We start from the raw sequence: 13,904 nt of genomic DNA, 5'->3' as shown, positions 1-13,904 counted from the left end.
GTGAAGCGTTTGATATCGGAGCCCAGGCCTGACTGGAAGCAGAAGATCGAAGAGCAGGGCCTGGTCTTCTCCACCACCACCATGCCCGACGGCCGGAAGATCGAGTACTGGAACGAGGCCGCGTACTACGAGTTCACCGGGGACGAGGTGGAAACGCTCGAGATCACGGCCGAGGACATGCACAAAATGTGCCTGGAAGCTGCCAAATTCCTGGCTACCGGCGCCATGGGCAACATCGGCATCGGCCCGCAGGCCCTGGAACTGGCGGCAGAGTCGCTGCAGGCCGGCGATATGGACGTGTACGGCCGGTTCGACTTCATCTATGACGGGCAGGGCGGCCCGGCCAAGCTGCTGGAGTACAACGCCGACACCCCCACCGGCCTGATCGAAGCCGCCGTGGCCCAGTGGTTCTGGCTCCAGGACGTCTTCCCGGAGAAAGACCAGTGGAACGGCATCCACGAGGCCCTGATCCGGCAGTGGAAGAAGATGCAGTACCGGACCGGCATGAGCACGCTCCACATCGCCCATTCCGAGGCCGAGGAGTCCGGCGAGGACTGGATGACCGCGGCCTACATGCGCGATGTCGCCAGCCAGGCGGGCTGGACCACCATCGGGATCAACATGTCCGATATTGGCTGGGACCCCAACCTTAACCGGTTCGTGGACCTGGACAACTTCATGATCAGCACCATGTTCAAGCTCTACCCGTGGGAGCTGATGATGAAGGAGCCGTTCGGGCACCGGCTGCTGCAGCGTGCCCACAATCCGCGCTGGGTGGAACCGGCCTGGAAGATGCTGCTCTCCAACAAGGCCCTGCTCGCTGCGCTGTGGCACCTGTACCCGGACCACCCCAACCTGCTGCCCGCCTACCTCAACGAGCCCGGGTCCCTGAAGGAGTGGGTGGCCAAGCCGCTGCACGGGCGCGAGGGCGACAACATCAAGATCCACGCCCCCGGCATCAGCCTTGAACAGCCGGGCGGGTACGGACGCGAAGGCTGGTGCTACCAGCAGTACCAGCCGCTGCCCGATTTCGACGGCAACCATCCGGTCCTGGGCCTGTGGGTGGTGGACGGTGAGTCCGTGGGCTGCGGGATCAGGGAATCCGATGGCCCCATCACCGATTACTTCTGCCGTTTTGTGCCCAACACCATTGACGCCCCCGCTCCGCTTTCGGTGCAGGCCCACTCCAGCAAAGCAGGTATTGCACTATGAGCACAGAGACCACGACGGCGGCCGGCGGCCCCGGGGGTCCCTCCGGCGGTGCCGTTCCCGCCAAGGGCCTCCACGCAGGAATCCTCGACCTCGGCGATTCGGTCATGCTGGGGCTTGCCTCCACGGCCCCCGTGTACTCCCTCGCCGCCACCCTTGGGCTGATTGTTGCCGTCAACGGCAACTACACCCCCCTGATCCTGATCCTGGGCTTCATCCCGGTCCTGTTCATCGCCTACGCCTTCCGTGAACTGAACAGCGCCATGCCGGACTGCGGAACCACGTTTACCTGGTCGCGCCGCGCGTTCGGTCCGTGGGCCGGGTGGCTGGGCGGCTGGGGCGTTGCGCTGGCGGGAATCGTGGTCCTGGCAAACCTGGCGCAGGTGGCCGGGCAGTACCTGTGGCTCCTGATCGGCGACGGTTCACTGGCCGGCAACAAAGTGGTGGTCACAGCCACCGGGGTGCTGTTCATCGTCTTCATGACTTTGGTGAACTACCGCGGCATCCGGCTCGGCGAGCATGTCCAGCGGGTCCTGACGTATGTACAGTACGTTTCGCTGGGCATCTTCGCCATTGCGCTGATTTCCAGAATCGCGGGCGGCGCCCCTGAGGGCCAGGCCTTCGACTTCGAGTGGTTCAACCCGGCCGGCGCGTTTGCCGATCCCAGCGCGGTGGTGCACGGGGTCCTGCTCGCCCTGTTCATCTACTGGGGCTGGGACACCTGCCTGGCGGTGAACGAGGAAACCGAGAATCCGGCCAAAACGCCCGGCCGCGGTGCCGTCATTTCGGCTTTTGTCCTGGTGGCCATCTACGTCTCGGTGGCCCTGCTGGTCATGATGTACGCCACCGTGGGCACGGAGGGAATCGGCCTGGGCAACGAAGCCAACCAGAATGATGTCTTCCTGGCCATGAAGGACGTGGTCCTGGGTCCGTGGGGCTGGCTGATCATCGTCGCCGTGCTCGCCTCCGTCCTGTCCTCCACGCAGACCACCATCCTTCCGACAGCCCGCGGCACCCTGTCCATGGGGGTGCACGGCGCACTGCCGCCGAAGTTCGGCGAAGTCCACCCGCGCAACCAGACGCCCGGATTCTCCACCCAGGTAATGGGCGCCGCCGCCGTGGCGTACTACGTGGCCATGAGCGTCCTCAGCGAGAACCTGCTCTCCGATTCCATCAGCGCCATCAGCCTGTTCATCGCCTTCTACTACGCCCTCACCGGGTTCTCCTGCGTCTGGTATTTCCGCGGCACCCTCCGGAACTCGGCCCGCAACCTCTGGTTCCGTGGCATCCTGCCGCTGGTGGGCGCGCTGGTCCTGACGGCTGCCTTCTTCATCTCCGCCGTCCAGATGTGGGACCCGGCGTACGGCGATACCCAGATCTTCGGCATAGGCGGCGCATTCGTCAGCGGCGTGGCGCTGCTGGCCCTTGGCGTGGTGCTGGCGGTCGTCTGCCGGTTCCTTCCCTCAACACGGGAGTACTTCACCGGAAAGGCCAGGGTCACGGCCGGACCGTAGGATGCTCCCATGAGCAACGACGCCGGCACGCCCCCGGGATCGGATCCGTCCGACATCCTCGCCCTCGACTCCCTGCTGAGCCCGGACGAGCTTGACGTCCGTCAGAAGATCCGCGACTTCACCGACCAGCGCATCAAACCGGACATTGCGCGCTGGTATGACGACGCCGTCTTTCCCCTGGAGCTCGCCCCCGAACTGGGCGAACTCGGCGTCCTGGGCATGCACCTTGAGGGATCCGGCTGCCCCGGCCGCACCGCCGTCGAATACGGTCTTGCCGCGATGGAACTTGAGGCGGGCGACTCCGGGATCCGCACCTTCGTCTCGGTGCAGGGTTCGCTGGCCATGACCGCCATCCACAAGTGGGGTTCGGAGGACCAGAAGCAGGAGTGGCTCCCCCGGATGGCTGCCGGCGAGGTGATCGGCTGCTTCGCCCTGACCGAACCCACGGCCGGCTCTGATCCGTCCGCCATGACCACGGTTGCCCGCCGGGACGGTAACGGGGACGGCGCCGGCTGGGTGCTGGACGGTGCCAAGCGCTGGATCGGGCTGGCATCGGTGGCCGGGGTGATGGTGGTCTGGGCCAGGACCGACGACGGCGTCCGCGGCTTCCTGGTGCCGGCCGGAACGCGCGGGGTCACGGCCACGCCCATCCCGCAGAAGCTCTCGATGCGCGCCTCCATCCAATGCGACGTGAGGTTCGACGGCGTCCGGCTGGGACCGGAGGCCATGCTGCCGGCGGCCCTTGGTTTACGCGGCCCCTTCACCTGCCTGAACGAGGCCCGCTACGGGATCGCGTGGGGTGCCATGGGCGCGGCGCGCGATTCCTACGAGGCCGCCCTGAAGTACTCCCAGGACCGGCTGCAGTTCGGGAAACCGCTGGCCGGGTACCAGCTGACCCAGGAGAAGTTGGTCAACATGCTCGTGGAGATCCAGAAGGGGACCATGCTGGCGATCCACCTGGGGCGGCTCAAGGACGCTGGCAGGCTCAAGCCGGAGCAGATCTCGCTGGCGAAGCTGAACAACGTGCGCGAGGCCATTGCCATCGCCCGGGAAGCCCGTTCCATCCTGGGCGGCAACGGGATCACCCTGGACTACTCGCCGCTGCGTCACGCCGCCAACCTGGAATCGGTCCGCACCTACGAAGGTACCGACGAAGTCCATACCCTGATCCTCGGGCAGCACATCACCGGCCTGAACGCGTTCCGGTAGCGCGGGCTCCGAGGTTAAGGCCCTCAGGCCGAGAAACCGCCGTCGGCCTTGATCAGCTGGCCGGACACCCAGCGGCCTGCCGGTGAGAGCAGGAACGCCACCGTGGCGCCGATGTCCGCCGGAGTTCCCAGCCGGCCGCCCGGCTGCCTGGCGGTCAGCTCTTCCCGGATCTCACGGCTCATCCAGCCGGTGTCGATGGGCCCCGGGTTGAGCACGTTCGCCGAAATGCCCAGCGGCCCCAGCTCGCGCGCGGCGGCGATGACGATCCGGTCCAGGGCACCCTTGGACGCGCCGTACGGAAGGTTGAACGCTGTGTGGTCACTGGTCAGCGCTACGATCGCACCGCCGTCGGCCGGTGCCTGCCGAGTGAACGCGGCGATCAGCTGCCAGCTGGCCCGGGTGTTCACGGCGAAGTGGCGCTCGAACGCCTCCAGCGTGGTGTCCAGAATCCCGGAGTCCACGGACTCAGCGTGGCTGAGCACCAGACCCTGCAGCGGCCCGGCGACGCCCGCCGCCTCGGCGAGAAGCCGGTCCGCCGTTTCCGGGTCCTCAAGGTCTGCGGCCAGGGCGTGGACCTGTGCGCCGATCGCTTCCAGTTCGGCGGTCAGGCGTACGACGTCGGCCGGTTCACTTCCCCACGGCATCCGGGCATCGTAGTCTGGCCAGTAGGCGAGGACCAAATCCCAGCCCTCCGCCGCAAGCTGACGGGCAATGCCCGCCCCGATGCCGGCCAGCCTTCCCGCTCCAGTGATGAGTGCGGTGGGCCGGGCCATACTTTCAGGTGGAGTGGATGCCATTGAATCAGCCTAGTGGTGGCGGAATGCGGTCCGTGGCGTCATTAGGGCAGCAGCACCAGTTCCAGGTATCCGCGGAGGCACCCGGCCATGTCCACGCTTCCGGGCGAGAGCAGCCATTGCGTCTGGATTCCGTCCCAGAGGGCGATCAGCGTTGCCGCGGCGGCTTCGGGTTCCACGCCGGGCCGCAGCCGCTCTTCCTCGGCCAGTTCCTTGAACCGCCGCGCGTAGCTGTGCCGGAGCCGGTCAAAACGTTCCGTGAAGTACTCCCGCCCCGGATGGCCGTCCGTGACGGATTCAGCGCACAGCACGGTGTAGAGCTCAATGACCCCGGGGATGTCCTCGTTGAAGCGCGCCTGCCGGATCACGGCGTCCACGAGCTTTTCCTCGGGGTCCGGCGGCGTAGTGCCGTCCCCGGTAATGGAGTCCCGCCAGTTGAGCACGGCAAGCAGCAGGTCGCTTTTGGACGGGAAGTAATGCAGGAGGCTGGTCTGGCTCATGCCTACGCGGTCAGCCACCTCCTGCAGCGAACCACCGCGGTACCCGCGGGCAGCGAAGACGGCGTGGGCCGCGGAGAGGATGGCCTGCCGGCGCTCCGTCGACTTCGCATAGGGTCCCCGCCGGCTGGGCTGGCCCGCCGCTTTTGTGGTCATGGCTTGCAGTGTACAGGCGCCGGCGGGCCGCAGGAATTGAAACTTGAGTGACCACTCGAATTTTGTGTTAGCGTTTCTCCTGACTGATCCCCCGCGTGCCGGACGTCACATTTGCCGGCACACGAACCCGACACGATGAGGTGAAGGCGAATGGCCCGATTCACGCGAAGACAACTTCTGCATGCCGGCCTGGGCACGGCGGCGATGGGACTACTCGCCGGTTGCGCGACCCCCGGCATACGGTCCGTGAACGCAGCTCCGGTGATCCCGCCCGCGGGCGGCGAAAAGATCACGCTGACGTACTGGTCCTGGCTCAAGGATGTCCAGAAAGTGGCGGACATCTGGAACGCCTCCCATCCGAACGTACAGGTGGAGACCGTGTGGATTCCCGGTGGCAACTCAGGTGGCTACCAGAAGCTGTACTCGGCCCTTGCAGCAGGAGGCGGCCCGGACCTCGGCCAGGTGGAGCTGCGCTCGGTCCCCGAATTCATGCTGGTGAACGGGCTGGTTGACCTGGCCCGCTATGGCGCCAACGACTTTGCCCACCTCTACGACGAGACCCTCTGGGGCCAGGTCAGCTTTACGGACGGCGTCTATGGAATTCCCCAGGACTCGGGACCCATGGCCATGTTCTATCAGCCCGCAGTCCTTGACCAGGTAGGCGGCACCAGCCCGGGATCGTGGGACGAATGGGCTGCCCTTGCCCGCGAACTTCGCCGGAAGGATATCTACCTGGACTGCTTCCCCCTGGCCGATGCCTCCGTGTTCACCGCCTTCGCTTCGCAGGCCGGTGCCAACTGGTTCCGCGCCGAAGAAGACGGCTGGGTCATCAACATGACAGATGATGCCACGTTGAAGGTGGCGCGCTTCTTCGATCAGGCCATCGATGAGGACCTGGTCCAGACCGGCTTCGGCGCCTATTCGCCCGGGTGGTTCGCTGCCGCGGCCAGGGGGACCATTGGCTCCGTGGTCAGCGGGAGCTGGGGTGACGCCCTGATCGAAGGCGTCAGCGGCGGCAGCGGAAAATGGCGGGTGGCGCCGATGCCCACCTGGGGGGATTCAGGCTTCGGCTCCACCTTCCTGGGCGGCTCCACCGCTGCTGTGCTGGCCAACAGCAAGCACCCCCGGGAAGCACTCGAATTCGCTGTCTGGATGACCACGTCCAAGGAAGGGATCGACGCCGAAATCAGCAACAGCGGCATCGGATGGTCGCCGTCGCCGGACTTCATCGGCACGCCACGGCAGGCACCCTCCGAGTTCTTCGGCGGCCAGCGCTACCACGAGGAAATTTTCGTTCCTGCGTCCCGGCAGCAGAACCAGGACTGGTCGTGGTGGCCCGTCACCCAGCAGTCCTTCAATATCCTCAGCGACGGCTTCCGGAAGAAGGCCTCCGGAACCAGCCTGGTCGATTCGATCGCCACGGCAGAGCAGCAGATCATGACGGTCTTCAAGAACAAGGGCCTCAGCATCCGAAAGGAAACGGCATGACCACGACGTCACGCCCCGCCCAAGGCGGGCAGGGTCCCAGCGGGCAGAGTCCCACCGGGCAGAGTCCCACCGGGCAGCGCCAGAACGGCAGGCGCCCCGCCGGAACCGGGAAGCACCCACGGGCGACGGGGGCCGCAGCACGGGCACCCTGGTTGCTGCTCGCTCCGTTCCTCATCCTTTTCATCCTGACGTTTATCCTGCCGATTTTCGTCGCCATCCTCTCGAGCTTCACCAAGGTCACCCGCAGCGGGCTCTTTGGCGAGGCCGGGGTGAAAAGTGAATTCGCGGGCTTCAGCAACTACGCCCAGGCCCTGGCGGACGGCAGTTTCGTTGCGTCGATCGGGCGGATGCTGCTGTTCGGCATCGTTCAGGTGCCCGTCATGATCGCCCTCTGTACGGTGCTGGCCCTGATGCTGGAATCGGCGTCGGCCAAGTGGCCTGGCTTCTTCCGGGCGGCGTACTTCCTCCCTTACGGCGTGCCCGGTGTGATTGCCACGATCCTGTGGTCGTTCCTCTACGTTCCGGGGCTCAGTCCCCTGATCGACGTCGCCGGCCTGGTGGGGCTCAAGCCCGATTTCCTCGGGGCGGACACCGTGCTGTGGTCCATCGCGAACATCGTCACCTGGAGCTACACGGGCTACAACATGCTGATCATCGTTGCCCAGCTCAAGGCCATCCCCGGCGAACTGTATGAAGCCGCGAAGGTGGACGGCGCCTCCACCTGGCGTGTGGCCCGCAGCATCCAGCTCCCCCTGATCCGGCCTGCCCTGGTCCTCACCACGGTCTTCTCCATCATCGGCACGCTGCAGCTTTTCTCCGAAGCCCAGGTCCTGAAAACTGTGGCACCGGCCATCGACAGCCAGTACACGCCCAACCTCAGCGCCTACACCACGGCGTTCGCCTACAACGACTACAACGTCGCGGCCGCCCAGGCAGTCCTGATAGCGCTGGCTGCGTTCACCCTGTCCTTCGCCTTCCTCAAATTCACGAACAGGAAGTCATCATGACCGCAACCGTGACCCCGGCGCCCGCCCCAGCTACCAAACCCGGCAAGTCCTCCACCAGGCCCAGGCGTTCCACCGCCACCAGCCGGCCCTCGGTCATCATCGTCACCTCCCTGCTGGTGGTGGTGGCCCTGTACTTCCTCATCCCGGTCTACTGGGTGGTTGTCGCTGCGACAAAATCGACCGAGGACCTGTTCTCCACCCACGGGTTCTGGTTCGCCCCCACTTTCTCGCTCTGGGACAACCTGGGCAAAGTGCTCAGCTACGACGGCGGCATCTTCATCCAGTGGTTCCTGAACTCGGTGCTGTACGCCGGTGTGGGCGCCCTGCTGGCCACGTACTTCGCCGCCGCGGGCGGCTACGCCTTGGCCAAGTACGAGTTCCGCGGCAGGAACCTTGTGTTCGGAACCATCCTGGGCGGGGTGCTGGTGCCCGGAACCGCGACGGCGCTGCCGCTCTTCCTGCTGTTCAGCCAGCTCGGCCTGGCCAACACGTACTGGAGCGTCCTCCTGCCCTCCCTGGTCTCGCCGTTCGGCCTGTTCCTGTGCCGGATCTATTCCCAGGCCACCGTGGACAGCTCACTGATCGAGGCAGCCCGGCTCGACGGCGCCAGCGAACTGCGGATCTTCCACACAATCGGGCTGCGCGTCCTCACCCCGGCCCTGGTCACCGTTTTCCTCTTCCAGCTGGTGGGCATTTGGAACAACTACTTCCTGCCGCTGGTGATGCTCTCCGATTCGGAGCTGTATCCGATCACCCTGGGCCTGAACAATTGGCTGAGCCAGGTTGACCGCCTGCCCGAGTTCTACGAACTGACCACCGGCGGCGTCCTGCTGTCGATCATCCCCCTCAGCATTGCCATGGTTGTCCTGCAGCGCTTCTGGCGCGGTGGGCTGACAGAAGGAGCAGTAAAGTAATGGCCGAGATCACGGCATCCGCACCAGCCGATTCCTCCTACATCACGGACACGGGTCCCGGGTCCGGCCGGCGGACAGCCGCCCGGTCCTGGCTGCACACCGATGCTCCCACCCAGTCACTGAACGGCAACTGGCGTTTCCGGTTGCTTCCCGGCGCCCCCGGAACCCCGGGCGGCCGCGGCGTACTGCCCGCCGGCGAGGCCATAGAGGGCATCGCCGAAGAGACCCTGGACGATTCCTCGTGGGACGAGATCGCGGTCCCTGCCCACTGGGTCCTGGAAGGTGAGGGCCGCTACGGGCGTCCCATTTACACCAACGTGCAGTTTCCTTTCCCCACCGATGCTCCCCACGTCCCCGACGAAAACCCCACCGGCGACTACCGGCGCACCTTCGAGCTGCCCGGGTCCTGGACGGAGGCCGAGCGGATCCTGCTGCGGTTCGACGGCGTCGAATCCCGTTACAAGGTATGGGTCAACGGTGTGCCCATCGGGGTGGGCACCGGAAGCCGGCTGGCCCAGGAGTTCGACGTCACCGAGGCAGTCCGCCCCGGCCCGAACGTCCTCGCGGTCCGCGTGCACCAGTGGTCGGCGTCCAGCTACGTCGAGGACCAGGACCAATGGTGGCTGCCGGGCATCTTCCGCGATGTCACGCTCCAGGCACGGCCGGCCCGTGGCATCGACGACGTCTGGCTGCGCACGTCCTTCAGCGGCTCGGGCGAGTCCGGCGCCGGCGAGATCGACGCTGAGATCACCGCACACGGGGATGCCTTCCCGGTGACGCTTTCGGTGCCCGAACTGGGCGTTGACGTCACATGGAACTCGGCCGCGGACGTTTCCCCGATCGGGATCGACGCAGTGGAACCGTGGTCCGCCGAACTGCCGCGGCTGTACGACGCCACGGTGGCCAGCGCCGGTGAGACCATCTCGCTGCGCCTGGGTTTCCGGACGGTGCAGATTGCCGGGGACCGTTTCCTCGTGAACGGCCGGCGTGTGGTCTTCCATGGCATGAACCGCCATGAGACCCACCCTGACCGGGGCCGCGTCTTCGACGAAGACTTTGCCCGCGCCGATCTGGCCCTCATGAAGCAGTTCAACGTCAACGCCATCCGCACCAGCCATTACCCGCCGCACCCGCGGCTGCTGGACCTGGCCGACGAAATGGGCTTCTGGGTGATCCTCGAGTGCGACCTCGAAACCCATGGCTTCCACGCCCAGGACTGGGCCGGCAACCCCAGCGATGATCCGGCATGGCGCGAGGCCTACGTGGACCGCATGGAACGCACCATCGAGCGGGACAAGAACCACCCGTCCATCATCATGTGGTCCCTCGGCAACGAGGCAGGCACCGGAGCGAACCTCGCAGCGATGGCAGCGTGGGCCCATGCCCGTGACACCGGACGCCCCGTCCACTACGAAGGCGATTACACCGGCGCCTACACCGACGTCTATTCACGGATGTACTCCTCCGTGCCCGAGACCGAGTCGATCGGCCGGGACGGTTCCGGCTCACTGCTCCTCGGCTGTTCAGCGGCCGAATCCGCCCGCCAGCGGACCAAACCCTTCATCCTGTGCGAGTACGTGCACGCCATGGGCAACGGCCCCGGCGCGATCGACCAGTACGAGGACCTCGTGGACCGGTACCCGCGGTTGCACGGCGGCTTCGTCTGGGAATGGCGCGACCACGGCATCCGCACCCGCACCGCGGACGGAACCGAGTTCTTCGCCTACGGCGGCGACTTCGGCGAGGTGGTCCACGACGGCAACTTCGTCATGGACGGCATGGTCCTCTCGGATTCAACACCGAGCCCGGGACTGTTTGAATACAAGCAGATCGTGGCGCCGATCCGTTTGGGCTTCGGTACCGGTTCTGCCCCGGGAACAGCGCCCGACGGCGGCACGCGCCAGTTCATCACGGTCGCCAACCTGAGGCACTCCGCGGACGCGTCCGACGTCGTCATCCAGTGGCGGACCGAGGTGGACGGCGTCCGCAGCGATTCGGGCGAACTGGCAGTAGCAGGGGCGGCCGGCGGGGCGCTCGCCGCAGGCGAATCCGTTGAGGTGGAGCTGCCGAAGGTTACGGCCTCCGCAGGCGGAGAGCACTGGCTCACGGTTGAGGCGGTCCTCCGCAAGGACACCGACTGGGCACCGGCCGGGCACGTGATTTCGGCCGCCCAGCTGGACCTTTCCGTGCCCGCACCACCCGTACAGGCGCCGCGTCCGGTGACTGCGGCCGGCCGGGGCGGCTCCGCGGCGGCAGGCACAACGGCTCTTGGACCTGCTGTCTTCGAGGAGGGCCGCCTCGTATCGCTGGGCGGCCTGCCTGCCGCCGGACCCCGCCTCGAGCTGTGGCGGGCCCCCACGGACAACGACCACGGGGCCGGCTTCGGCAGTTACGACCTCGGCGACCCGTGGCTGAACAACGGAAAGGGTGTGCCCGCTCCGTCATCGGCCGCGGTCTGGCGGAAAGCGGGCCTGGACCGCCTGACCGGCCGCGTGGAATCCGTTTCAGCGGATGCCGGGAGCGTCCTGGTCAGGACGCGGTATGCCGCCGCCGACAAAGCCGGCTCGGTGACTGTTGAGGAGCAGTGGCAGCAGGCCGACGGCGAGCTGTGGCTGCGCCTGGAAATCATCCCCAGTGCAGGTTGGGACATGGTGTTGCCGCGCATCGGCGTCCGGTTCGATTTGCCCGCCTCCGTTGACGGCGCCTCCTGGTTCGGTGCCGGGCCGCGGGAATCGTACCCGGACAGCATGCACGCTGCGCTGGTTGGCCGGTACTCCGCGGCAATCAGTGAACTCACCGTGCCGTATGCGAAGCCCCAGGAGAGCGGGCACCGCAGTGCCCTGCGTTCACTTGAGCTGAACAACGCGGGGGCGCCCTGGCTGAAGATCGACGCCGTCGCGGATGCCCGGGGACGCCGGCCCGGCTTCACGCTTACCCGCCACACGGCCCAGGAGGTCAGCGCCGCTGCCCACCCCCACGAGCTGCCGCCGAGCGGGCACAGCTACCTTTACATCGACGCCGCCCAGCACGGCCTGGGTTCGCGGGCGTGCGGCCCGGATGTCTGGCCGGACTTCGCGCTCCGCCCGGAGGCCCGCACGCTGACGCTGCGCATCGGAAGCGCCGGGTAACCCGCAGGACGGCATTTCGCGCTGGTGCTTCACAGCCGGCAGTGCCGCGAAATGCCGTCCCGGCGGGTTGGGGTCACCGGGCGCGGCGGTCCGCACGACGCACCGCGGGCTACGCGACTGTGGCGGGCACAGGCTCCTTGGCAGCCTTATCCTTGCGGATGGTGGCGCTGATCACGGCGGCGATGGTGCACATGGCGGCCGCGCCGAACCAGGCGTAGGTGTACTGGCCGGTGGCATCGCGGATGGCGCCGGCGCCCAGGGCGGCCGCGGCTGCGCCCAGCTGGTGGGCGGCAAACACCCAGCCGAACACCACGCTGCCGTCAGCGCCGAACGTCTCGCGGCAGATCGCGGCGGTGGGCGGCACGGTGGCCACCCAGTCCAGCCCGTAGATCACCACGAAGACGATCATGCTGGGCTCCACCGTGGCGCTGAGCAGCAGCGGCAGGACCAGCAGGCCGATCCCCCGGAACTGGTAGTACACGGCAAGAAGAACGCGCGGGTTGTAGCGGTCGGTGAGCCAGCCGGAGGCGATGGTTCCCACGATGTCGAAGATTCCGACGACGGCGAGCAGCCCGGCTGCGGTGGTCTGGGGCATGCCGTGGTCATGGGCGGAGGGGATGAAGTGGGTGCCGATCAGCCCGTTGGTGGTGGCCCCGCAGATCGCGAAACCCGCCACCAGCGCCCAGAACGTGCGCACCTTGCTGGCACGCTTGAGGACCTGGAGGGCCCGGACTGCGGCGTTGCTGCTCCGCCCGCTGTCCAAGGCAGCAGCCTGAACCGGCACAGGAGATCCCCCCACAGGCGCCGTTTCGCCATAGGGCAGGGCGCCGACGTCGGCCGGTGAGTTTTTGAGGAACTTCAGCACCAACGGGACCACGGCGAAGGCACCGGCGGCGATCAGCAGTGACGCCTCCCGCCAGCCGGGGTCCTGGGCCAGCATGGCGATGAAGGGCAGGAACACCAGCTGGCCGGCTGCGCTGCCGGCGGTCAGGATGCCGATCACCAGCCCCCGGCTCTTGGAAAACCAGGTGTTGGCGATGGTGGCGGCGAAGACCAGGGCCATGGAGCCTGTCCCGAGGCCGATGAGCAGGCCCCAGGTCAGCAGGATCTGCCACGACTGGTTGACCAGGACGGTGAGCGCGCTGCCCGCACCGATCAGCACCAGCGCGGTGGCGGTAACGGCGCGGATACCGAAGCGTTCCATCAGGGCCGCGGCGAACGGGGCTGTGAGGCCGAACAGGACCAGGTTGATGCTGACGGCCGCGGAAAGCACCGTGGTGGACCAGCCGAATTCCTGCTGCAGTGGCACCATCAGGACGCCGGGCGCGGCGCGGAATCCCGCAGCTCCCACCAGGGCGAGGAAGGCTACCGCTGCGACGATCCACGCGGGGTGGATCCTTTTCCGTCGTCCCGCCGGCGTGGTGGGAGCGGGAGCGCTCATGCTGCGGATCCGTTGTGGAGTGCTGGGGTGGCCTGGAGTGCTGGGGTGGCCTGCAGTGCTGCGGTGGCCAGCGGAACCGGGGCCGGCGTCCGGGTGAGGCTGTGCCAGCTGGTGTTGGCCGCGGTGAGCTGCTCCCCGCAGCCGGTGCAGGTGTCCGCGGAGCCGGTGCGCTGGCCGCAGCCGGAGTGGACCACAAACATATGGGCGGTGTCCGAGGGCGCAGGCAGGTGCTTCTCGGACCAGATGGCGACGGCGTTCAGCACCGGGAGGGTGTCCTCGCCGCTAGGGGTGAGGACGTATTCCTGGCGGGTGCGGCCGCCGTCGTCGTAGGCTCTTTTAGTGAGCAGCCCCGCCTCCACCAGGCCCGTAAGGCGTTTGGTGAGCACCGAGTCCGCCACGGCGAGCCGGGACTTCATGGCATCGAAGCGGCCGTTGCCGAAAAAGACCTCGCGGAGCACCAGGACGGACCAGGGGTCGCCCAGAATCTCGAGGCCGCGGGCCAGGCTGCAGACGCGCTGGGACCAGTCTGAACGAAGAGGCATACCGG

At 67.0% G+C, this 13,904-nt stretch carries 11 protein-coding genes; 7 read left to right on the top strand and 4 right to left on the bottom strand.

Annotated features, from left to right (window positions below):
* Genes ACP7AX_RS09765 through ACP7AX_RS09755 form a run of 3 tightly spaced genes read left to right on the top strand, consistent with a single transcriptional unit; the run spans position 1 to position 3,932 of the window.
* Complete coding sequence (locus ACP7AX_RS09765) at positions 1–1,212, top strand: glutathionylspermidine synthase family protein (protein WP_426226288.1); 1,212 nt, start codon at positions 1–3, stop codon at positions 1,210–1,212.
* Positions 1,209–2,723 carry an APC family permease gene (locus ACP7AX_RS09760; RefSeq protein ID WP_426226287.1) on the top strand — a complete coding sequence of 505 codons (1,515 nt, stop codon included), beginning with the start codon at positions 1,209–1,211 and terminating at the stop codon, positions 2,721–2,723. Before ACP7AX_RS09765 ends, ACP7AX_RS09760 begins: the two co-directional genes overlap by 4 nt.
* 9 nt (positions 2,724–2,732) lie before the next feature.
* Positions 2,733–3,932, top strand: a complete 1,200-nt coding sequence (locus tag ACP7AX_RS09755; RefSeq protein WP_426226286.1) for an acyl-CoA dehydrogenase family protein — start codon at positions 2,733–2,735, stop codon at positions 3,930–3,932.
* A 23-nt stretch (positions 3,933–3,955) separates the two neighbouring features.
* Here the strand turns inward: ACP7AX_RS09755 and ACP7AX_RS09750 are convergent, their stop codons facing one another.
* Positions 3,956–4,729 carry an SDR family oxidoreductase gene (locus ACP7AX_RS09750; RefSeq protein ID WP_426226285.1) on the bottom strand — a complete coding sequence of 258 codons (774 nt, stop codon included), beginning with the start codon at positions 4,727–4,729 and terminating at the stop codon, positions 3,956–3,958.
* A gap of 41 nt (positions 4,730–4,770) precedes the next feature.
* Positions 4,771–5,379 (bottom strand): TetR/AcrR family transcriptional regulator, encoded by a 609-nt coding sequence (locus ACP7AX_RS09745; protein ID WP_426226284.1) that lies wholly within the window; start codon positions 5,377–5,379, stop codon positions 4,771–4,773.
* Positions 5,380–5,529: 150 nt separating this feature from the next.
* On the opposite strand from ACP7AX_RS09745, the gene ACP7AX_RS09740 reads away from it, so the two are divergent.
* From ACP7AX_RS09740 to ACP7AX_RS09725, 4 genes are read left to right on the top strand one after another with little or no spacing between them, the layout of a single operon-like run.
* Positions 5,530–6,867 carry an ABC transporter substrate-binding protein gene (locus tag ACP7AX_RS09740; protein ID WP_426226283.1) on the top strand — a complete coding sequence of 446 codons (1,338 nt, stop codon included), beginning with the start codon at positions 5,530–5,532 and terminating at the stop codon, positions 6,865–6,867.
* Positions 6,864–7,874: a carbohydrate ABC transporter permease gene (locus tag ACP7AX_RS09735; RefSeq protein WP_426226282.1), complete on the top strand. Its 1,011-nt coding sequence runs from the start codon at positions 6,864–6,866 to the stop codon at positions 7,872–7,874. Before ACP7AX_RS09740 ends, ACP7AX_RS09735 begins: the two co-directional genes overlap by 4 nt.
* Entirely contained in the window at positions 7,871–8,788 is a 918-nt protein-coding gene (locus ACP7AX_RS09730) for a carbohydrate ABC transporter permease (RefSeq protein WP_426226281.1), read from the top strand. The genes ACP7AX_RS09735 and ACP7AX_RS09730 overlap by 4 nt, the downstream gene beginning before the upstream one ends.
* Entirely contained in the window at positions 8,788–11,916 is a 3,129-nt protein-coding gene (locus ACP7AX_RS09725; protein WP_426226280.1) for a glycoside hydrolase family 2 TIM barrel-domain containing protein, read from the top strand. Before ACP7AX_RS09730 ends, ACP7AX_RS09725 begins: the two co-directional genes overlap by 1 nt.
* 109 nt (positions 11,917–12,025) lie before the next feature.
* On the opposite strand, the gene ACP7AX_RS09720 is transcribed toward ACP7AX_RS09725, so the two are convergent.
* Both ACP7AX_RS09720 and ACP7AX_RS09715 read right to left on the bottom strand, forming a co-directional pair.
* Positions 12,026–13,357 (bottom strand): MFS transporter, encoded by a 1,332-nt coding sequence (locus ACP7AX_RS09720; RefSeq protein ID WP_426226279.1) that lies wholly within the window; start codon positions 13,355–13,357, stop codon positions 12,026–12,028.
* Positions 13,354–13,899: a winged helix-turn-helix transcriptional regulator gene (locus ACP7AX_RS09715; RefSeq protein ID WP_426226278.1), complete on the bottom strand. Its 546-nt coding sequence runs from the start codon at positions 13,897–13,899 to the stop codon at positions 13,354–13,356. Before ACP7AX_RS09715 ends, ACP7AX_RS09720 begins: the two co-directional genes overlap by 4 nt.
* Positions 13,900–13,904: the final 5 nt, after the last annotated feature.

This window comes from Pseudarthrobacter sp. DSP2-3-2b1 (assembly GCF_049895945.1).
Classification (GTDB): Bacteria; Actinomycetota; Actinomycetes; order Actinomycetales; family Micrococcaceae; genus Arthrobacter.
This window is presented reverse-complemented; position numbering and strand designations above follow the sequence as displayed.

Coding starts and splice junctions, on each gene's coding strand:
- ACP7AX_RS09760 (WP_426226287.1), top strand. CDS start 1,209: ATGAGCACAGAGACCACGACGGCGGCCGGCGGCCCCGGGGGTCCCTCC.
- ACP7AX_RS09755 (WP_426226286.1), top strand. CDS start 2,733: ATGAGCAACGACGCCGGCACGCCCCCGGGATCGGATCCGTCCGACATC.
- ACP7AX_RS09750 (WP_426226285.1), bottom strand. CDS start 4,729: ATGGCATCCACTCCACCTGAAAGTATGGCCCGGCCCACCGCACTCATC.
- ACP7AX_RS09745 (WP_426226284.1), bottom strand. CDS start 5,379: ATGACCACAAAAGCGGCGGGCCAGCCCAGCCGGCGGGGACCCTATGCG.
- ACP7AX_RS09740 (WP_426226283.1), top strand. CDS start 5,530: ATGGCCCGATTCACGCGAAGACAACTTCTGCATGCCGGCCTGGGCACG.
- ACP7AX_RS09735 (WP_426226282.1), top strand. CDS start 6,864: ATGACCACGACGTCACGCCCCGCCCAAGGCGGGCAGGGTCCCAGCGGG.
- ACP7AX_RS09730 (WP_426226281.1), top strand. CDS start 7,871: ATGACCGCAACCGTGACCCCGGCGCCCGCCCCAGCTACCAAACCCGGC.
- ACP7AX_RS09725 (WP_426226280.1), top strand. CDS start 8,788: ATGGCCGAGATCACGGCATCCGCACCAGCCGATTCCTCCTACATCACG.
- ACP7AX_RS09720 (WP_426226279.1), bottom strand. CDS start 13,357: ATGAGCGCTCCCGCTCCCACCACGCCGGCGGGACGACGGAAAAGGATC.
- ACP7AX_RS09715 (WP_426226278.1), bottom strand. CDS start 13,899: ATGCCTCTTCGTTCAGACTGGTCCCAGCGCGTCTGCAGCCTGGCCCGC.